Genomic DNA, 20,555 nt, shown 5'->3' on the forward strand with positions numbered 1-20,555 from the left:
ACCACGTCCGTCAGATACAGTTGTGGCGTAAAACCGCCAACAAGGCCCTGAAAGACAGTGCTTGGAAATCCGGTCAGATGGCGACCGGCGGTGCGCGCGGGGATGCGGCAATCGGGCAGAAATCGTGCAGACGTGCCGTAATGTGAAGGGCCGTGACCTTATTAGACAGCCGGATCCGATGGATCAACGGTAATTCAGGTTCAACCGGCATGCCGACCACGTGGTTGCCAAGGCCGCAACTGGCGCACTGGAAGCCATCAAAGGCGTCGGAACTGTGCGGATTGGCAGTGCGATCTGCGGCAAGGTCGGCTGGAACCGAAATGGTTTTGATGCCATTTGCGGTACAGATAATCAGCGGGACATAGGTCTGGGAAACTTCCGTGTTCGACGTCGGCACTGTTTCAAGGGCGACAGGCGCGTGCATGAACCCGAAAAACAGCGCGTTGACCAGCAACAGCCACGCCACACAAAGTGACAGGGTGCGTCGTGCAACCAAGCTGTTGAGCGGTGTGAAATACACGGGTTTCCATCCAGATTGGATAAGGTCTGGAATTTGATAGACCCTTGAAACCCCCATGTCAAAGCATCGAATTGTGAACCAGTTATCAGTTTTTCTTTATAATCGTTCTGATATGCCGGGCCAGGCCCGGCACACCCTTGGCTACGCCGTTGCCTTGCGGGCCGATCTTGCCATGGAAATGCGCAACATAACCACACCGGTTATCGCCACCGCGCCGCCGATCAGGGTCAGGATATCGGGCGTAATACCGTTTAGAGTCCATGCCAGCACAACGGCAATGGGTGGCACCAGATATAAAAAGTTTGCCGCCGATGCCGGCCCGAAATGGCCGATTGCGATGCTCCAGGTGGCATAGCCAAGGGATGCGGAAACAAGACCAAGGAACAACACCGCCGAAATCACCGAAACCGAAGCCACACTGATTTGTGCCATCCCGTCGTGCAACCAGGGTGTTAGCCATAGCGCACCGGTGATCAGTGTCCAGCAGGTGCAGGTGGCCGGGCCATATCGCGCAATCACCCCACGCACCAGAACGAAATAGGTGGCTGACAGCATGGATGCCAGCAAGATCAACGAACTGCCATTGCCAAAACGCATCGGGCCGGGTTGACCAACGGCGATCAGGACAACGCCGGAAAAACTCACCGCTGTGGCAATCCAGGCACCAATCCCGAACCGGTCACGCAGAAACACTGTCGCGAGCATCGCCGTCCAGATCGGTAATGTATTGATGATAAAGCTTGCCGCGCCCGGTGATACCGTTTGCTGCCCGGTATTGAGCAACCAGTTATAGATGCTGATGCCAAGCGCACCGCCCAATCCAAGCCGTGCAAGATCAACCAGCTTGGGCATTTCCGGGCGTTTGATCGCAAGCCAGATCACAGCCGGACAGGCCGCCAGTGTAAAGCGCACAGCGGCAAGGGGCAGGGGATCAAGCCCCGAAAGCGCAACCCCGATCAACGGAAAGGCCGCCGCCCAGGACAGAACCGTAATCAGGGCACAGGCAAGGCCCAAAGTGGCTTGTGAGAACATCAGCATTCCCCTCGTTCTATGCGAATGAATTTGTCTTCTGTCTTGCTGATAGCGCGATCATGAGTGTTGACATAGAACATAGCTTGGGGATCAGATGTGCATATGGTGCACAGCAATGACCTTTCCCTTCCGCCTCTTGCGCTTTTGCCCGCGGTGATGGCCGCGGCGCGCAACGGGTCCTTTTCGGCCGCCGCCAGTGAAATGGGTGTGACGCATAGCGTGATCAGCCGCCATGTTGCACAGGTCGAACAATGGCTTGGCTATGATTTGTTTGAACGCTATGGCCGCGGGGTGCGCCCGACGCCTGATGGGCAACGGTTTTTGCGCGAAACACAGGCGGCGATTGATCTTTTGTCGCAAGGCGCGCAGCCCTGGCGGCAACGCCGTGGACCGGATGTCATCAAAATAAGTTTGCTGCCATCTTATGCCCGGATCTGGTTCCTTAAGCTTGTGCCCGAGATCGAGCGTGATCTGAATGTGCGGCTTGAACTTGAAATTACCGAACGGCTGGCCGATTTCGATGGCGGGCAGACCGACATCGCCATTCGCTGTGGCAAGGGACAATGGCCGGGTACCAAATCAAGCTTGCTGTTTGCCGATGATCTGGTGCCGCTGATTTCCCCCAAGCTCCTCGGCGGGCTCGAACCGCAAAGCCTTGATGCAGATGCAATTGCCAACCTTCCGCTTTTAAATGACAGCGACGCGACCGGGTGGCGGCATTGGTTGGCCGAACATGGGGTTAAGTATCGGCCCAAGCCATCTGATCGCCGCTTAGAGGATTACAGTGTCGGGCTGTCTGCGGCGGATGCCGGGCTTGGTGTGATTTTGGCCCGCCTGCCGTTTGCGCGCACGGCAATTGGAAATCACGACCTGATCATGCTGCCTTTCGCACCGGTTCGAAGCCCGCTTGCGACGTTTTTGGTGCAGCCGGCCTATGACCAGCGCCCGGCTGTGCGTGCGGTGGCAGAGCGCCTGATCACGGCGGCAAAGGCCTGTGATTAAGATCAGCCCCTTGGGAACTTGTCCTATTCGACAGGCGTTAGATGGGCTATAATTTGCAGCAATTTCAGGTTGATATTGCCGCGATCCACAGCAGTCAGGAGCACCCTACCATGACCTTGATCGTTAATGACGGAACGCCGGAAATGCGTGGCCTTTTGGAAAAGGGGCGCAAACGGTTGCGCAACGTCGGCGTGGTGATGCTGATCCTGGGCGTGCTGGCGGTGGCCTTTCCCTTTGTGACGACAATTGCCTTTAAAACCGTGATTGGCTGGCTGTTCCTATTTGGGGCGCTGGGGCATTTTTACGGGGCCTGGAATGCCGATACCCCGACACGGCGCAGCCTTGATGTTGTTCAGGGGATTGTCTTTGCCCTGATTGGCGGCTGGCTGGCCTTCATGCCAGAGGGCGGCATTGTGACACTGACCGTGTTGCTGGCCATTGCCTTTTTGCTGCACGGGATTTTTGAAACCCTGATGGCGCTGTGGCTCAAACAGTTTCCGGGCTGGAAATGGATGCTGGTTTCTGGCGGGATTTCGGTTCTGGCCGGTGTCCTGATCTTTGCCGAACTGCCAAGCTCTGCCACCTGGGCGATTGGTTTGTTGATTGGCATCAATTTGTTGTCGTCGGGTTTCAGCTATCTGATGGTATCAATGGCGATGGGCAAGGTTTCGCAGGCCCGAAAACCATAAACACATAAGGGGTAAGGCATGGCAAACACGCCACCAGTTGGTGTTCTTGAAAGGTGTGATGATGCCTTGTCCGCCCCGGGCCTTAACCGCGCCATTCTGATCATTACCCTGCTTGCCATGGCGGGGCATTTTATCCTGATGTTTCCCGGGGTGTTTGGTCTGCCCGAGAGGATGCTGGGCCAACGCACCGCAGACCTGCCGCTTTTGGTTTTGTTTGTGGTGGGTGGCATCCCCATTTTGGCGCAGCTTGCGATCAAGCTTCTGCGGCGTGAAATGGGCGCTGATTTTCTGGCCGCCATTGCCTTTGTCACCGGTGTGGTGCTGGCGGAATATCTTGCCGCCAGCCTGATCATTTTGATGCTGACCGGCGGGCAGGTTCTTGAAGGCTTTGCCATGCGCAAGGCGTCGTCGGCCCTGAATGCCCTGGCCAAGCGCATGCCAAGTGTCGCGCATCGCAAATCCGATGATGGCGAAATTACTGATATCGCGATTGATGAGATCGACATTGGCGATCTGATCGCGGTCTTTCCGCATGAAACTGCGCCCGCCGATGGCATCGTTGTTGATGGCCATGGCAGCATGGATGAAAGCTACCTGACCGGGGAGCCCTATGTGGTTGCCAAGGCACCGGGCACCAATGTGCTGTCGGGCGCGATCAATGGCGAGGCCGTCCTGATCATCCGGGCGGAAAAGCGCGCGCGGGATTCCCGCTATGCCCAGATCATGGATGTCATGGCCGAGGCCGAACAAAAACGCCCGCGCATTCGCCGTCTTGGTGACCAGATCGGCGCTTGGTTTGCCCCGGCGGCCCTGTTGTTCGCGATCTTGGTCGGGTATCTGAGTGACGACTCATCGCGCTTTCTGGCGGTGCTGGTGGTGGCGACACCCTGTCCGCTTTTGATTGCCATTCCGATCACGGTGATGAGTGCGATTTCAATCGCCGCCCGGCGCGGTATTGTCATCCGCGACCCCACGGTTCTGGAACGCTTGCCAACTTGCCAAACGGCGATTTTCGATAAGACCGGCACGCTGACTTATGGTCGACCGGAACTGGTGGAAGTTTTGGCCGGGCCCAGCATGGATGGCAACCTTGTTTTGCGACTGGCGGCCAGCCTTGAACGTTATTCCAAACATCCGCTGGCCTCGGCGGTTTTGAATGCGGCACGGGATCGCAAACTGCCGCTTGATGAGGTTAATCATGCCTCGGAAAAGCCGGGGCAGGGCTTAAGCGGGCAGGTGGATGGCCATGAAGTTGCCGTGACCCACCGCAACAAACTGATGAAATCCGATCCCGATATCGCGGGGCTCCTACCCGATACCGCCGCCGGGCTTGAATGCGTGGTGCTGGTCGATGGCAAATATGGCGCGACCTTCCGCTTCCGCGATACCCCGCGTGCAGAGGGCGAAAGCTTTGTCGGTCATCTGGGCGATATCCATCATTTCAAAAAGGTGATGCTGCTATCGGGCGACCGCGAAAGCGAGGTCAGCTACCTTTCCGAATTGCTGGGTATTTCCGAAAGTCTGGCATCGCAAAGCCCGGAACAGAAAGTCGCGATCGTCCGCGCAGAAACTGCCAAGGCCCCGACATTGTTCATGGGCGATGGCATCAACGATGCGCCAGCACTCGCGGTTGCCACCGTCGGCATTGCCTTTGGCAAGGAAAGTGCGGTGACCGCCGATGCCGCAGGTGCCGTGATCCCCGAAGCATCCCTTGTCACTGTTGACGAGCTGCTTCACATCAGCATGGCGATGCGCCGCATCCTTTTGCAAAGCGTGATCGGCGGCATGGTGCTTTCCATCGTCGCCATGGGCTTTGCCGCCGCAGGCTATATCGCCCCGGTCGCGGGCGCGCTGTTGCAGGAAGGGATTGATGTGATTGCGATCCTTAATGCGCTCCGGTTGGCCCTGCGTCACGATATCGATGCGGATATTGTCGAGGACTAGAACGTTGGAAAGTCGCGGCCCGAACGTAATCCGGACCGCGACGAGGTAGCGGGGTTTATGCCGTGCGTAATTTGCGCTGCGGGCGGGCGACCAGCAGGTAATCCAGAAGCCAGATCGCGATCATCGATGCACCAACGGTCGGATAGATGATTCCGCCAATGGCAAGGATGGCGGTGACCATTTTGAGCTTGCTTGTGTCACGCGGCATCGGCGGAACGCCAAGGGCACCGGCTGGGCGCCGTTTCCACCACATCACGCCAGCCGATACCGACATGAAAATGATCAGGGCACAGATCACCAGAAGGATGATCTGATTGGCGATGCCAAATTCCTGACCCATGTGAACATTGATGCCAAATTCCATGACCTTGCCAAACGGCCCGTAATCGGCAACGCCCATATCGATCAGGGGCCGTCCGGAATACTGATCCAAGTGAATGACCCGTTGAAGCGACAAGTCATCGGGATAGATCGATGCAGAATAAACCCCGGTCTCAGTGCGCGGCAGGGCAACCGCGTAGCCCGGTGTAATGCCCATTTCCTCAAACTTTGCGACGGCCTGATCAATACCGATGGGGTTCGGCGTTGTCACCGGATCACTGCCACCATCAACCGATTGCGGCAGCGGGATGTTTTCATTGGTCCAACTTACGTCGCCAAATGCATCGATCATCGGAATGGTCGACAGCGGCACCTCGACCCGAACGCCGGACGGATATCCATTGGGCGTGCCATTGGCAAACTGGTTGGCATATTTGCCCCAGAATACCGACCAGAACATGCCGGTCGCTGCCATGAAGATAATGAAAACACCAATGAAGATGCCGGTGACGGCATGGGCATCACGCCACCAGATGCGGCGTTTGGGTGTTTCACGCAGGCTGACAACCCCGCCTTTCTGATTGCCGCGCGGCCACCACAAATACATCCCGGTCAGAACAAGCAGGATCGCCCAGCCCGAGGCAATTTCAATGATGTAATTCGGGATGGTGCCAAATTCGGCAAGGCTGTGAATACGTCGAACCACCCACATGATCGTGGTGCGATCAGGCATATGGCCCAGCACGTCACCAGTATAAGGATTAACGTAAACCGCCTCGCGCCCGCCGGCCTCAGTGGCAATGACGATTTCACTGCTGCGATCCGGACTTGCCGGGGGCGTGACCTTGGCGGCACTGCCCGGAACGGCATGCAGGGCCGCGTCAATCTGTTGGCTTATCGGCAGGGGCGCTTGGCCCGATGCCTCAACAAATTTTAGGTCGGCGTGATACCAGTCATCGATTTCATCGCGATAGATGTAAGCCGCCCCTGTGATAGCCATCAGGATCATGAAGGGCAGGATCAGAAGACCGGCATAAAAATGCCAGCGCCAGACAGCGCGATACAGGCTTGTATTCCCCTGTGATGCCGGGGATTTGGAAGTTTCAGTCATGTTTCTTGTCCATGCATGTGCGCAAGGCGTGCGACGGTGTGTTGGCACGACAAGGGCACAAGTAATTTAGGGAAAAAGCAGACCTGAACGCGCAATTATCCTGTCATGGAACTTGCGGGTTTTCAGGCGTGCTAAGGCAAATGGTCAAGAAACAGCAGGCGGGGCGCGCGGCGATGGCGCAATCGCGCAAAAGACATGCTTGCGCGCGGTAATGTGAAGGGCAGCAACTGCGTTGCTAAGTTGGATTGCTTCAAGTTCGGGAAGTTCCGGCGTGACCGGCATGCCAAAAGCATAATTACCCAAACCGCACAACGCACATTCAAAGCCATCCGGCGCGTCTGCATTCTGGCCCGGTTCATCGGGCAGCCCATCGGCGCGGACCAGAACGGTTTTGAAAGTGGATCCGGTGCAAATGACAATCGGAATGCGCACCACCCCATCCATTACAGAGGCCAGCGATGCCCCGTTGGCCTTTGCCATCGGAACATGCATGAAGCCAAACATGATGGTATTGGCAAGGAAAAACACAGCCACCAGTGCCGAAAGGCCCTGTCTGAACATCAGACTGATCTGGTGTTTGCGCTGCACGTGTTGCGATCCATCAAGCTTTGTCTGGATCGTGTTTAGGCCCTTCACCGGGATGTGTCAAAGGCTTCCAGTTTTGGGAAGGTCAGATTGCCCAACCGCGCGCGTGATTTCGGCAATCGCATTGGTGATGCCGTCTTCAGCCGCGATCTTGCTTGCAAGGCGTTCGGCGTTGTTGCGATAGGACGGCGTTTCAAGGACCGTTTTGATTTGCCGGGCCAGCACCCCGGCATCAAGTTTTGCAGGCTTGATCGGGCGTGGCGCAACGCCAAGCCTGTGCAGGCATTTTGCCCAGAAAGGTTGATCGCCGAAAAACGGAATGATGACGGATGGGCGACCGGCGCGCATGGCGGCCGCACAGGTGCCAGCCCCGCCATGATGAATGACGATATCGACGTTTGGGAACAGCCAGTCATGGGGAACCTCGCGCACTGCAAGGATGTTGGATGGCCAGTCAATGTCACCCATGCCGCCCCAGCCAGTTGCGATGATAGCGCTAACATCGGCCTGCGACACTGCCTTTGCAATCATTTCTGCCATCGCGGTCGGATCATTGCCGGGCATTGACCCGAACCCGATATAGATCAGGTTTTTGTGGCTTTCGACAAAGTTTTGTACTGCCGGGTCGGGCGGGTTTGTTTGCGCGCTCCCGTGCAGAAACCAGTATCCGGTGACAGTTGCATGTTCCGGCCAATCTTTGGGGCGACTGATCACAGCATTGCTAAAGGCGTGGATGATGGGCAGCGTGCCGGAGTTACAAGATTGAAGGATGTCCAAGCCCTTGGCATTGATCCCGTTTTGACGTCGCGCTGCCCATCTGTGAACTTGGCGACGCAGCGTTGCGTTCAACAGCCTATAGATCAGCTTGCCGGTCACGCGGTTATACCAGCGAGCCATGGCACCTCTAAGCCCAAGATCGGGAACGCCCATATGCGGATAGTCGCCGGTCGGGAGGAAGGACGGGATCAGTTGCGCCATCATAACCGGGATGCCGAAGTGCCTGCCAATCGGTAGCGCACCAAAGGTTTTCGGATGAAAAACGATGACGTCGGGCTTGGCCTGATCAATGGCGCGGAAGATGTCATCAAGCAGTGGGTCCTGAAGGCTGCGCGCCTTTTTGCCGATGGCAAGTAACGATCTCAGTTTTTGAAACGCCGATGCCTTCGGATCAGACGCGTGGGCAAATTGCGGATCATCCATAAGCGCAATCAGCGCATCGGTCAGGGGGGTGAATTCAAGATCATGATCGGTGATAAAACCGGCAAAGCGTTCCGGCGCGGCCACGGTGACCCGGTGCCCCTTTTGGATGAGCCCACGGCCAAGCGCGACAAAGGGCTGCACATCACCGCGCGTCCCATAGGTCATCAGCATGACATGCATGATGCGTCCTTTCCGCCGTCACAATTGAGGCCAAAGAAACCGATTAACCTTCGCTATCCCGGTCGTTGCCAAGGAAGTTTCGCGTTTGCTCAATCGCTTCGCGCAATCCAACGCGCTGGACTTCGACGTCTTCGGGGAAGGCACCCAGCAGCCGGGAGGGCATGCGGTTGTCAAGCAACACAAACACACCCCGATCTTCGGCGCGCCTGACAAGGCGACCAAAGGCCTGCTTCATACGAAGCCGTGTGAGCATGTCGTCATAGCGTGCGCCTTGGAACGCCGATTTCCGCGCACGGTGCAGGATGTCGGGCCGGGGCCATGGCACGCGGTCAAAGACGATCAGGCGAAGGCTATCACCCGGCACATCCACCCCGTCACGCACCGCATCGGTGCCGAGCAGGCAGGCATCGCGCTCCACCCGGAAAATGTCAATCAGGGTCGAGACATCCATACCATCGATATGCTGGGCCAGAAGTTGCAGGCCGGCTTCATCCATCGGCCCGGTCAGGCGCTCATACACCGCCCGCAACCGGTTGATCGCGGTAAACAGGCCAAGCGCACCGCCACCGGATGCCAAAAACAGTTCGCGATAGGCCGCCGCAACATGGTCCGGGTTATCGCGGCCAAGGTCATTGACGATGAAAACGCGGGTTTGCTCGCGGTAATTATACGGACTTTTCATTGCCGCCCGGATGGCCGGAAGCGGCATGTGGGCGGCCCCCGTACGATCCTCGGCCACGGCCCAGTCGAATTCTTCGTCGCCCGTGCCATCCCGAAGGGTCGCAGATGTCACCACCATGCCGTGCGCGGTGGGGGCAAGCGATGTCGTCAGCGGGATGGTCGGGTCAAGGTAATGACGATGCATGCCAACATCAAAATCCCGGCCAAACTGGCGCTCAATCGCAAACCAGTCGACAAAGGTTTTAGGTGTTTCCTCGACCAGGGATGCCAGCATTTGACGCCACGCGCCAACCTGCATGATCGCGCGGCGTTCAAGCGACCTTATGGCGGCATCAAGGCGCTGGCGTTCGGCACTATCGAGCTCATCGGCCTTTTCGTCCAACATATGGGCGATGATCTTGATCAGCGATTTGGCCGGTTTTTCCATGGCCTCCAGCGCGCGATCCAGATCAGCCGCACTGGCCAGAACTTCGTTGAGCGCCGGTTTGCAATCAGTCTCGATTGAGTATCCCCGATCCCCCTCGGCGGAACGCGCCATAACCTGTGCCCGGACATGGGCCAAAAAGACCTCCGCCGGGCCCTTGGCATGTTGTGATCCATCATGAATGCGCGATAGCCAACCCTGTTCAGGCAGGCATTGCGCGGCGACAATCACGGCATTGACGGCATCACGCAGCTCGTCACGGTCCAGAATAAGCGTTTCAAGGCGTTGCTTCAGGCCACGGGCACGCGATGATCCCTTTTGCTCTGCGCCCAGAAGCCAACGCCGAAGTTCCTGCCCCTCCATCCCGGTCAGGTGCGATGAAAATGCCTTGTCCGCCGCGTCAAACAAATGATGGCCCTCGTCAAACACGTAACGTGTCGGCATGGAGGCATCATCAAGCCCGCCCAATGCCGCCTGCACCATGACCAGCGCATGGTTTGCCACCACGATCTCGGCCGAGCGGGCGCGGCGTACGGTCTTTTCGACAAAGCATTTTGAATAATGCGGGCAGGCGGCATAGATGCATTCGCCGCGCTGATCGGCCAATGCGCCGGTAAAACGATTGCCCAGCAATTCGGTCAGCCAGGCGGGGAAATCACCGCCGACCATATCGCCATCACGGGTATGCGATGCCCATCGGGCAATCAGGCCAAGTGGCGTTGCCTGATGCGGCTGTTGATTAAGCGGGCGTTGGGCTTCTTCGAAATTCAGCAGGCAGAAATAGTTTTCCCGGCCCTTGCGCACGACGGCCTTCAGGCGCTTGTCCTTGGGGTCGTCATACAGGCGATCAAGTTCCTGATCGATCTGGCGTTGCAGGTTACGGGTATAGGTTGAAATCCAGACCGCCCCGTCATTCTTCTGGGCCCAAAGCGATGCCGGGGCGACATAACCCAGTGTCTTGCCGGTGCCCGTTCCGGCCTCGGCCAGGACGATATTGGGGGCGCCATCATGCAGGCGCGGGCCAAAGGCGGAACAGACGGATGACGCATAATCGGCCTGTTGCGGGCGTTCTTCCGCGCCTTCGCCCAGAAGTTCCTTCAGGCGTTTACGGGCATCCTTGGGATCAACCGGATAATTGGCCGGTGGCGGCGGCGGAGCATGTTCAGCCCATTCACCAAGCTTTTTCCAGACTTTGAGGCCCTCATACACTGCATACCGATGCGGGCCATCACCATCAGCCCCAAGGGCGGCCAGAACCGAAACACCCCACGGCCAGTGGCCGCGCGCCATCGGCCATGCAACCGAAAGTGCGGGCCCACGTTTGTTGCGATGAAGGGTGGCGAGTTCCTGCAAAAGCCGTTTCATGGCTTCTGCCAGTGCCTCTGCCTGACCGATCAGGTCATCGGCCGGTTTCTGACCCGTTGCAAGCGCAATACCGCGCGGGGTCGGCACACAAAACTGTGCCGGGCGGACAAAGGCAAAAAGCTCCAGCAGGTCATGGGCCGGAAACGGATCGGATTTCAGCCGCCTTGCACAGGCCGGGGTATGGACCAGAATGGGGCGTGATGACCGTGCACGTTTGGCCGCGGCACCGTGCGGGAGTTCCTCGATCTCGCCATCGGGCGATAAAAACACGGCATGACGCAATCCAACGACCATGACTGGTGCGTTGGGCGGCATGAAACGCGGTTGGGACTCTTCGGAACGATCATCGAACATTTGGGGCACTATAAGCAGACAGCGACAGTGGCGCCACCGGGGAAATTGACCTATCTTCGAATTTATAAAGCAAACACCCAAACACAAGAAGACGGACCACAATGGCAGCCCCCAATACCCGCAATCAGCATTTCTGGCGCGATGACGCCATGCCGTTTGTCGAGTTGCGGCGTGTGGCGGACGGGCATGCTGTTTGTTACGAGCGCCACAGCCACGATACCTTTTCCATCGGCACGGTGAAGGGTGGTTACAGTACCTATTGGAACCGGGGCAAAACCCATGAAACGCAGGCAGGGTCGGTCGTGATCCTCAACCCGGAGGACGTGCATGGCTGCAACCCGGTCAAGGGGGCGGACTGGGTCTATGACATGCTGTTTGTTGATCCGGACTGGCTTCTGGATTTGCAGATTGAGCTGGATGCCGATGCGGCCGGAAAGTTTGCCATGTTTTCCGATACGCTCAGCCACGATCCGCACCTGTATGATGGCTTGATTGATCTGGCCGATATGCTGGCCAATCCGGATGTCGATATTCTCGGCAAGGAAACGGCACTGGTGTCGTTTTTTGGCGATCTGCATGTGCAGCTTGACCGGCGCGGTGTGTTGGTGGGCGAACAGATGCGTTCCAACGGTGCGGTCCATGATCGCAAGATGGCCCGGGTGGGCGAGTATATCCGGGCCCATTATGCCGAAAATATCAGTCTGGATGATCTGGCCGCACTGGTTGGCTATTCCCGGTCCTATCTGGTGCGGGCGTTTAAAAAGAGTTTTGGCATGACGCCTTATGCCTATCTGATCAATTGCCGGGTGCAGCGCGCACGCCATGCGCTTAGGCGTGGGGAAAAGATCGTTGATGTCGCGCTTGAAACCGGCTTTGCGGATCAGGCGCATTTCCAGCGTATTTTCAAGCGTCTGATGGCGACAACCCCACGGCAATATGCCCGGGCCCAGGCGGCGTAAGTTGGGGGCAGTGGATGCCCGCCTTCGCGGGCATGACGGTTGGTGGTTTGCTGCTTCGTCATTCTCGCGCAGGCGGGGATCAGTCGCCGCAAGTTAGGCAGGCGCATTCATCCGAAAACCAGATAGGCGGCACTGGCGATCAGCAACACCGCCATCGCCCTGTTAAATGCGCGGATGCGTGAAGGCTCGCCCAGGAAACGAGACAGGAATGCGCCGGCATAGGCCCAGCACGCGACCGAGGCAAAGCAGATGACAAAGTAAATGGCGGTGAATTCCCAGATCAGGGTTGGCGTGCCGGACGCGGCATAGGCGCCCATCCCGGCGATGGATGCCAACCAGGCTTTGGGATTGAGCCACTGCATGACGGCCCCCGTGATTGCCTTTGGCCCGGCTTGGGCGTTGCCCTTGCCCAACTCACCATCTGACGTTGCCAGCTTCCAGGCCATGAACAGCAAGAACGCCACCCCGGCCCACTGAATGACAGTGGTCAGTTGCGGGAAGGCTTCAAGCATTTCATGCAGGCCCAGCCCGATCAAAAGCAGCAAAAGGCAAAATCCCGCGGTTGCGCCAAAGACAAGGCGAAGGGATGGGCGAAAGCCATATTGCACGCCAGAACTCAGCACCAGAATATTGACCGGTCCCGGTGTGATGGAGGCGGCCAAGGCAAAGGCCGCCATCGAAAGATACAGGCTGAGGGTTGCGCTAAAGCCGGACATCTTGGTGTTCCTCGCAGGGTAGTGTTTTTGTTATTGATCAACATGCGCTGTCTGGCGGCGCGTTTATTGAACAAAATTGACCTGCGCGAAGTTGATTTCGGCTTTGGGCATAAAAAAACGCAACCGGATGTGGAGCCGGTTGCGTTGCGTGCTGTCGATATCCGTGTTCCGGTTGGTGTGCCGGAACCGGTGTCAGATCAGCTTGCCGTCAGATCCATCAGAAGCGATGCACAGCGCGGAGCGATCTCGTTGTTGGGTTCGTCACTGCCCGGCATGGTTGCCCAGCCTTTTGCAATCACGAAATCGTCGCGCTTGTAAGAGCTTTCGGCCTTGAGGGCCGTAAGTTCCGCCGTCTGATTGTTGGGCGAAAGCATTTTGAACTGGGCGACACATACCGGTGCCATTGCCGAGATCGTTGCTTCCTTGCCGCTTGCATCGGCCATTTCCTGCGCAGTGCCACCAGACACCACCGAGCCGGTGCTGAAACCGACAATGGTGATCAGTGCGGCGCCGATAATGCCGCCCCAAATTCCGGGCTTTGTCCATGCAGGGATTTCGATAGCCATAAATAAAATTCCTTTTAATCAGGCCGTGAAAAGTATTTTTCGCGGCTCTGTTAGATCAAAGGAAAACATTGATGATGTAATATTACAATTGATTTATTTTTAAATATTTAAATCAAAGGTGAATTTTCTGAAGGGGAGCGGTTTTATTTTTCGATATTTCGAAGAATTATTTCGTGATTCAACCGGAAAACATGTTCGACAAACCAGTTGCCCCACCGGCAATCATGGCATAGCGCGCCGCCTTGCCAATGGTCACCAGAATGATGAAGGGCAGAAGGCGCACCCGCATGACCCCGGCAAACAGCGTGAGCGGATCACCAATAATCGGAAGCCATGAAAGCAGTAATGACCACAGTCCGTATTTGCCAAACCAGCGCGATGCACGATCCAGTGCCTCGGCGGAGACGGGGAACCAGCGCTTGTGCTTGAAATGCTCGGCATAAAGGCCAAGCCACCAGTTGATGAGCGACCCCAGAACATTCCCGACCGTGGCGACCAGCACCAACAACCATATGGCATGATCGCCAGACGCAATGAGGGCTGCCAACGCCGCCTCGGACGTGCCGGGCAGGATGGTTGCGGATGTCAGGGCGGACAGGAAAAGGGCGAAAAGCACGTGTAAAAGCCAGTCAGATCAAGTCAGGCGTTATGATTTGAGGCTGAATTTACGGACATCAAGCGGCTGTGCAAGCACTTCATCCTTGCTCTCGCCAAAGGCCTTCAGGTAGGGCATCTCGAAATGCCGGGCGAGGTCTTCTTCCGAGCGCCAGTTTTCATAAGCCAACCAGAGGGCAGGATCGTCATTTGACTGGTGCATGTCGTAGCTGATGCAGCCTTCCTCGGCGCGCGACGGTTCAACCAATGCCAAAAGCCGTTTGCCGAGTTCTTCTTCCATGCCGGGTTTGGCGCGTGCGGTGGCAACAACGGTAAGCTGCTTGGACATTTCGGTTTCCTGTCATTTTAATTGTTTGGCTTTTGGCTAGGCTCAGGACCTATTAATTTGGTTCGAATGGTTAACCGGATTTGTGCGGATACGCGAAGTAAAGCCGCGGGAAGATATACATCTTTCAAGGTTTTACGACAAAGTAGCCCGTGCAAATCCGGTTAATCCGAAGGACAGAGGTTATATTTGCAAACTCCTGCGTCAAATCCCTTGGCCGGGATGCCAGCCCGACCTGCGGGCTTTTCCTTGGATTTCACAAATATAACCTCTGCCATTCAAATCAAATTAGTAGGTCCTGAGCCTAGATCATCACCACCCACAGTGCAGGACAAATGTTTGTTTCACAAGCAGGCAGAGAACAGAAAAAGGCCCGGTGCGGGGGACACCGGGCCTGGAATTGCTGGTCAGCAGTTTGGGGGGAGCTGACCAGCAGGGGGGAGACGAAAGTCAGGCGATGGTCGTGGTAACATCGACATTGCCGCGAATTGCGTTGGAATAGGGGCAAATGGTGTGCGCTGTTTCGACAAGCTTCTCTGCATCGGCCTTGTCGAGACCCGGCAGCGATACAGTGAGTTCGACCGCGATACCAAAGCCGCCTGCTTCGCGCGGACCGATACCGACTTCAGCCGAAACCCCGACGTCATTTGGCACCTTGATCTTGGTCTGGCCGCTGGCAGCCTTCATGGCGCCGATAAAGCAGGCCGAGTAGCCCATGGCAAAAAGCTGTTCCGGGTTATGACCGTCACCGCCAGCACCGCCGAGTTCCTTCGGCGTGGACAGCTTGACATCAAGCGATCCATCGTCAGTCGAGGCGCGGCCATCGCGGCCACCGGTTGCAGAAGCGAGTGCGGTGTATTTGACATCAACAGACATGGTTTTCATCCTTTGTTTGAACATTGGTTCGGTTGGTGATTACCCGGCTGTTAGGTTCATATGTCGCCGGGGGCGGGCAGGTGCAACCGCACCTACCCGAAAGAGTGTTAAAGTTTGGGGACAATTCCCCTGTATTCGTCGTGTTATTCGCCGTGCAGGGCGGTGTGGAGATACTGACCGGCCTGGGCAATTGCGCCTTTGGCAGCCGGGGTATCGGCAAGGGCATTGAGCATGACAAAGTCATGGATCGTGCCGTTGTAACGCGTGACGGTAACATCCACGCCAGCTTGGCTCAGTTTGCGGGCATATGCTTCGCCTTCATCCCGCAACACGTCGTTTTCCGCCGTAATCACAAGTGCCGGGGCCTGACCGGCAAGCTGATCGGCACTCGCATGGATCGGTGTGATTTTCGGGTCAGTACGATCAACGCCTTCAGGCAGGTACTGGTTCCAGAACCATTCCATCGCAGGCTCGGTCAACCACGGGCCGTTGGCAAATTCGGTATAGGATCCGTTGTCAAAATCGGCATCCGTCACCGGATAGAACAAAACCTGTGCAGTGATTTCCGGACCTTTGCGTTCCTGGGCCAGAAGCGAGACCACAGCGGTCATGTTGCCCCCGACACTGTCGCCGGCAATTGCCAGACGGGTCGGATCGATATTGAGCTGTTCACCATGTTCAGCAACATATTTGGTGACAGCGTAATCCTGCTCAATCGCGATCGGATAGCGCGCCTCGGGGGAGCGTTCGTAATCCACAAACACCAGGGCGGCATTGGCACGAACGGCGAGTTCACGGACCAGACGATCATGGGTGCCGGTATCGCCCATCACCCAGCCTGCGCCATGGAAATAAACAATCACAGGAAGGCGATCAGTATTGCCCGCCGGGCGGATGATGCGGACCTTGGTGGCACCCGTCGGGCCAACACCAAAGACCGTGTCGGTGATATCAACGGCCGGTTTGGCAACCTCGCCGGACTGTGCGCCCGCCAGAACGTTGCGGGCCTCAGCAGGGGTCAGGGTGTAGATCGCCGGGCCGCCGGACGCGGAAAGGACATCAATGAATTCCTGGGTGGTGTTTTCAAGAACCGGCTCTGCGAAGGCTGCGGTGCTGGTCAGGGAGGTCGACATTGCCAGTGCGCCAGTGAAGAGTGCGCCAGAGAAGACAGCAGCAGCAACTTTTGAATTGAATGGGCTCATGGGTCTGATCCTTTAAATGGGCCGTCCGGGATGTTTGATGGGCGGCGTTGCGTTTTGTTGAATGATATATCGAACACAATTTAATCGTGCGCGATATAAAAATCAGAAACCCAGCCATGCAATAAAATCGCTTGTTATTTAATCGCGCGCGATTTATTTTACTTGGCTTCGAAAATTTCAAACCCAAGATGTTTTGAGAAGACGGACATCGTCGGCGGGTATGGAAGTCGCAGAATTCTGCGCAATGCGATGTCTTTTTGCCCCACATTAAAGGACCAGACAAATGGACAATTCATCCAAAGATGATCTGCTTCAGCTCGAAAAGTTTCTGTGCTTTTCGATCTATTCAGCCGGTCATGCCTTTAACCGGGTCTATAAGCCGCTGTTGGATAATCTGGGGCTGACCTATCCGCAATATCTGGTGATGGTGACCCTGTGGCAGGAAGATAACCAGTCTGTGCGGAGCATTGGCGCAAAGCTGTATCTGGAATCAAGTACGCTGACACCGTTGCTCAAACGCCTTGAAGCCAACGGACTTGTCAGCCGCAAGCGCGATCCGGAGGACGAGCGATCTGTGCGTGTCAGCCTGACCGAGGCCGGAAAAGATCTGCGCAACAAGGCAGAAGAAGTTCCGCCCTGCATTCTTGACGCCACCGGACTTGATATCGAGACCGCCAAACGCCTGAACCGCGATTTGCGGACCATGCGCGATCAGATGGAGGCTGGCGGTCAGAAGATTTGATCGCTGTTATGTGGCCTGCTGTTTGAGATCCTGTTTCCGGTCCCGATGATAGGTCAGCGCCCAGCCAAGCGCGGTCTTGATCGCCGGTTCAGGCAGGGGTCGATCCAGCGGCAGGATAATGGCGCGGTTGCCCTCGGTCATCAGATCGGTCGAAAGCAGGCTGCGCGTCCGGTCAATCAGGTCGGTCTTGCAGTCAAAAAAGATCATGACCTGATCAGGTGTTTTGGCTTTCCAGTCGGCACGAATGGTAATGCCCGATCCCGATTTTGGCCGCCAGGCCGGTTCGCCCCATTTCAGGCTTTCGGTGATCGGGCCAACCCCGTCAATTTCGCCCGCCAGTTCAAAAATCCAGTCGCGGATCGACATCAATGCCCGCCGGGCGTGCGCCGGGCAGGCATTGAATTTTGCCGCAACATCCGGGCTTGCGAAACCCCCTGACCCCATCACATGCCCGCAGCGCTCAGATTGCCAAAGGACTGGATCAGAAGCCAGACACCACAGATCGCAAGGGTAATATGCTGCATAACCATGGCCGGTGCGATGATGCGTTTGGACCGGGTCAGGGTACCAATGGCATGCAAAATCCGGCTTGCGATCAGAATGGCAGCCACAATCCAGATGATGGTCGATGTTGCCAGGATCGCCTCGATGGCAAGGATCAGCAGAATGCAAAGCGGGGCATTTTCAACAAAATTGCCATGCGCGCGAATGCGCCGGCGCAGGGTGGTGTCATCGCCATCCCCGCTCAGCACATTAAGCTGGGCGCGCCGGATCGAAACCATCAGGCTGAGTACGGTCAGCATCAAAACAAAAACGGCGGTGATAAAGATGGTTACGGGCAGCGGCAGCATGTCAATATTCCCGGCTTGTGAAGAGGATTGTGAAACTATTTTCGAATTCAATCACTGAACGCAGTTTGGATCAAACAAAAGGACGACACCAATCAAGGTGCCGTCCGATTTGTCATGTGCTGAAAGGTGTTATTACGCCTTAGATGTTGCGCAGGCGATCCAGGAAGTTTTTGACCTGTGCGTCAAGATTGCGGGCTTCTTCGGCCAGTTGGGTTGCCCCGGCCTGAACGTTTGACGCTGCTTCGCCGGTTTCCTGGGATGTGTTGCGAACAATCCCGATAGAGGACGAAACTTCGTTGGTGCCCGCCGCCGCCTGTTGAACGTTACTTGAAATTTCGGCGGTGGCAGCCCCTTGTTCCTCGACCGCGGACGCGATGGCGGTGGCGATTTCGTTAATGTTGGAAATGGTTTCAGTCACCCGTTCAATCGCACCAACGGTATTTTGCGTCTCGGACTGGATGGAGCCAATCTGTTGAGCGATGTCTTCGGTCGCCTTGGCGGTCTGGTTGGCCAGGTTTTTGACTTCCTGTGCGACCACGGCAAAGCCTTTGCCGGCCTCACCGGCACGGGCCGCCTCGATGGTGGCATTCAGTGCAAGAAGATTGGTCTGGGCGGCAATGTCATTGATCAGGTTAACCACTTCGCCAATGCGGTCTGCCGCCTCGGCCAGGCCGGTGACCATGGCGTTGGCACGTGAAGCTTCTTCGACAGCGGTGTTGGAGATGTCAGATGACTTCGCCACCTGTGAGCTGATTTCCTGAATGGAGGCAGACAGTTCCTCGGTCGCAGACGCCACGGTCTGGACATTTGCACTTGCCTCGTCCGCGGCGGCGGCAACAACAACAGCCTGTTCAGAGCTTTCATCGGCAGCGCGGCGCATTTGCCGGGACACTTGTTCCATGTTTCCGGCCTTGTCAGACACATTGACAACGATCGAGCCGACCGATTTTTCAAACTCGTCGGCCATCTGCAAGCGCGTGCGATTGCGTTCGTCGCTGGCGCGCTGTTCGGCTTGAAGCTTTTCACGTTCGGCCATCTGCATGCGTGCTGAGGCCTCCTTGAAGGCTTCAAGCGCCTTGGCAATTGCCCCGATCTCGTCATCGCGTTTGAGGTAGGGCACCGTAATGTCAAACTCACCCTTCTGAAGGTGATCAATCACACTGGTCACCCGTGTCATCGGGCGTGCAACCAGGGTTCTGGTCGACAAAAGAACCACCGCAATGACAATGGCCAACAGGATGACACCGCCGATCAGGGTGATATTGCGCAGATTGTCTGCCGGGGCAAAGACGGTCGCCAGCGGCACATTGACCACAACGCCCCATTTGTTGGGGTATCCGGCAATCTCGACCGGGACAATCATGTGCATGGTTGTGTCATCATCAATGCGCATCGGATCGCCCGATTGCATGGTTTTGAGGATGGCCGCATGGATCGGGTTGTTGCCATCAAGGGTGGTGCCACGGATTTCCGGGTCTTCGTGGGCAACCCAGGTGCCTTGGGCGGAGACAAGATTGACCGTGCCGGTGCCAAACGGTGTCAGTTCGGCAAAGCGTTCTGACAGGGCATTGAGTTCAAGATCAACGCCCAGCACCCCCAGAAAATCACCGTTCGGGTTCTGTACCGGATAGACAAAGGATGTCAGAACAACGTCACGGCCCTGAATGTCATAGGTGATGGCGTCGGTGACATAGGGCTGATTGGTGTCACGCGGGGTGGTGTAATACTCGTTGATCTCGGGGTTATCGAGGCCAGTCAGGTGGTAGGGGGTAATACCGTCACCAAAATTATAATAATAAGTGACGTATTTGCCGCTGCCATCGCCGAATGGCTCACCCTCGTTTACGTAGTCGGCATCCTTGCCATCAAGGGCATCGGTTTCAAAGCCCGCCCATGCGCCGGCAAGTGTCGGATTATCGATCAGGGTCCGACTGAGAATTTCGTTATATGCCGCGCGATCAACGCCGCCTTTTTCGCGGATCGCACGAAAGGCGCCGGCCAGGTTTTTTGCGACCAACATCCCGCCATTCAGAACACTACCAGCCTGCTCTGCGTGATGGTTTGCAACCCCACGTGCTTCGCCGACAGTCAGTTCCTCGGTGGTCTGGCTTGTTTGGACGGTTTGAAGAGATATGCCTGCAATCAGGCAGAGCGCGATGGTTACGGCACTGACAAGAGTCAGCTTCGCGCCAAGGGACAGGGACGAAAAGTTCATACAGTCATCCTTCCGACCTATGCTTTCGTTTGAAGATCGCATTTGAGTAATGCACCAGCCAAGTCAATGGCTTGGCGGCG

At 56.6% G+C, this 20,555-nt stretch carries 20 protein-coding genes; 5 read left to right on the top strand and 15 right to left on the bottom strand.

Annotation, left to right across the window (positions count from 1 at the left end):
- Nucleotides 1-73: 73 nt before the first annotated feature.
- Together TH4_RS15170 and TH4_RS15175 are read right to left on the bottom strand one after the other, a co-directional pair.
- Complete coding sequence (locus TH4_RS15170) at nt 74-520, bottom strand: DUF2946 family protein (RefSeq protein WP_064781777.1); 447 nt, start codon at nt 518-520, stop codon at nt 74-76.
- Between the two features lie 141 nt (nt 521-661).
- On the bottom strand, nt 662-1,552 hold the full coding sequence (locus TH4_RS15175) for a DMT family transporter (protein WP_083997140.1): 891 nt from the start codon (nt 1,550-1,552) through the stop codon (nt 662-664).
- Nucleotides 1,553-1,654: 102 nt separating this feature from the next.
- Here TH4_RS15175 and TH4_RS15180 point away from each other — a divergent pair, with 102 nt between their 5' ends.
- From TH4_RS15180 to TH4_RS15190, 3 genes are all read left to right on the top strand, one after another.
- Nucleotides 1,655-2,554, top strand: a complete 900-nt coding sequence (locus tag TH4_RS15180) for a LysR substrate-binding domain-containing protein (protein WP_064781779.1) — start codon at nt 1,655-1,657, stop codon at nt 2,552-2,554.
- A gap of 110 nt (nt 2,555-2,664) precedes the next feature.
- The gene (locus TH4_RS15185; RefSeq protein ID WP_245227928.1) at nt 2,665-3,243 is read left to right on the top strand and encodes an HdeD family acid-resistance protein; all 579 of its coding nucleotides are present in this window, start codon (nt 2,665-2,667) and stop codon (nt 3,241-3,243) included.
- Between the two features lie 18 nt (nt 3,244-3,261).
- A complete protein-coding gene (locus tag TH4_RS15190; protein WP_064781781.1) occupies nt 3,262-5,187 on the top strand; it encodes a heavy metal translocating P-type ATPase in 1,926 nt (641 codons plus the stop codon).
- A 55-nt stretch (nt 5,188-5,242) separates the two neighbouring features.
- Here TH4_RS15190 and TH4_RS15195 read toward each other — a convergent pair whose 3' ends face one another.
- The 4 genes from TH4_RS15195 to TH4_RS15210 form a co-directional block, all read right to left on the bottom strand.
- On the bottom strand, nt 5,243-6,619 hold the full coding sequence (locus TH4_RS15195; RefSeq protein WP_064781782.1) for a PepSY-associated TM helix domain-containing protein: 1,377 nt from the start codon (nt 6,617-6,619) through the stop codon (nt 5,243-5,245).
- 144 nt (nt 6,620-6,763) lie between these two features.
- Nucleotides 6,764-7,207 carry a DUF2946 domain-containing protein gene (locus TH4_RS15200; protein ID WP_245227930.1) on the bottom strand — a complete coding sequence of 148 codons (444 nt, stop codon included), beginning with the start codon at nt 7,205-7,207 and terminating at the stop codon, nt 6,764-6,766.
- A gap of 57 nt (nt 7,208-7,264) precedes the next feature.
- On the bottom strand, nt 7,265-8,584 hold the full coding sequence (locus tag TH4_RS15205; RefSeq protein ID WP_064781783.1) for a glycosyltransferase: 1,320 nt from the start codon (nt 8,582-8,584) through the stop codon (nt 7,265-7,267).
- Between the two features lie 43 nt (nt 8,585-8,627).
- Nucleotides 8,628-11,408, bottom strand: coding sequence for an ATP-dependent DNA helicase (locus TH4_RS15210; protein WP_064781784.1), 2,781 nt, complete (start codon nt 11,406-11,408; stop codon nt 8,628-8,630).
- Between the two features lie 101 nt (nt 11,409-11,509).
- On the opposite strand from TH4_RS15210, the gene TH4_RS15215 reads away from it, so the two are divergent.
- A complete protein-coding gene (locus TH4_RS15215) occupies nt 11,510-12,367 on the top strand; it encodes an AraC family transcriptional regulator (protein WP_064781785.1) in 858 nt (285 codons plus the stop codon).
- A 107-nt stretch (nt 12,368-12,474) separates the two neighbouring features.
- Here TH4_RS15215 and TH4_RS15220 read toward each other — a convergent pair whose 3' ends face one another.
- From TH4_RS15220 to TH4_RS15245, 6 genes are all read right to left on the bottom strand, one after another.
- The gene (locus TH4_RS15220; RefSeq protein ID WP_064781786.1) at nt 12,475-13,083 is read right to left on the bottom strand and encodes a LysE family translocator; all 609 of its coding nucleotides are present in this window, start codon (nt 13,081-13,083) and stop codon (nt 12,475-12,477) included.
- 197 nt (nt 13,084-13,280) lie between these two features.
- Nucleotides 13,281-13,649 (bottom strand): hypothetical protein, encoded by a 369-nt coding sequence (locus TH4_RS15225; RefSeq protein WP_064781787.1) that lies wholly within the window; start codon nt 13,647-13,649, stop codon nt 13,281-13,283.
- Between the two features lie 178 nt (nt 13,650-13,827).
- The gene (locus TH4_RS15230; RefSeq protein WP_063087747.1) at nt 13,828-14,265 is read right to left on the bottom strand and encodes a YqaA family protein; all 438 of its coding nucleotides are present in this window, start codon (nt 14,263-14,265) and stop codon (nt 13,828-13,830) included.
- Between the two features lie 30 nt (nt 14,266-14,295).
- Complete coding sequence (locus TH4_RS15235; RefSeq protein ID WP_064781788.1) at nt 14,296-14,592, bottom strand: putative quinol monooxygenase; 297 nt, start codon at nt 14,590-14,592, stop codon at nt 14,296-14,298.
- 447 nt (nt 14,593-15,039) lie between these two features.
- Nucleotides 15,040-15,465, bottom strand: coding sequence for an organic hydroperoxide resistance protein (locus TH4_RS15240; protein ID WP_008890243.1), 426 nt, complete (start codon nt 15,463-15,465; stop codon nt 15,040-15,042).
- 143 nt (nt 15,466-15,608) lie between these two features.
- On the bottom strand, nt 15,609-16,667 hold the full coding sequence (locus tag TH4_RS15245) for an alpha/beta hydrolase (RefSeq protein ID WP_064781789.1): 1,059 nt from the start codon (nt 16,665-16,667) through the stop codon (nt 15,609-15,611).
- A 283-nt stretch (nt 16,668-16,950) separates the two neighbouring features.
- On the opposite strand from TH4_RS15245, the gene TH4_RS15250 reads away from it, so the two are divergent.
- A complete protein-coding gene (locus TH4_RS15250; RefSeq protein ID WP_064781790.1) occupies nt 16,951-17,409 on the top strand; it encodes a MarR family winged helix-turn-helix transcriptional regulator in 459 nt (152 codons plus the stop codon).
- A gap of 6 nt (nt 17,410-17,415) precedes the next feature.
- Here TH4_RS15250 and TH4_RS15255 read toward each other — a convergent pair whose 3' ends face one another.
- From TH4_RS15255 to TH4_RS15265, 3 genes are all read right to left on the bottom strand, one after another.
- Complete coding sequence (locus TH4_RS15255; RefSeq protein ID WP_064781791.1) at nt 17,416-17,853, bottom strand: DUF1801 domain-containing protein; 438 nt, start codon at nt 17,851-17,853, stop codon at nt 17,416-17,418.
- Nucleotides 17,853-18,260 (bottom strand): MAPEG family protein, encoded by a 408-nt coding sequence (locus TH4_RS15260; protein WP_064781792.1) that lies wholly within the window; start codon nt 18,258-18,260, stop codon nt 17,853-17,855. Before TH4_RS15260 ends, TH4_RS15255 begins: the two co-directional genes overlap by 1 nt.
- Nucleotides 18,261-18,399: 139 nt before the next feature.
- Nucleotides 18,400-20,475: a methyl-accepting chemotaxis protein gene (locus tag TH4_RS15265; RefSeq protein ID WP_064781793.1), complete on the bottom strand. Its 2,076-nt coding sequence runs from the start codon at nt 20,473-20,475 to the stop codon at nt 18,400-18,402.
- Nucleotides 20,476-20,555 lie beyond the last annotated feature (80 nt).

It is taken from the genome of Thalassospira tepidiphila MCCC 1A03514 (genome assembly GCF_001662875.1).
Classification (GTDB): domain Bacteria; phylum Pseudomonadota; class Alphaproteobacteria; order Rhodospirillales; family Thalassospiraceae; genus Thalassospira; species Thalassospira tepidiphila.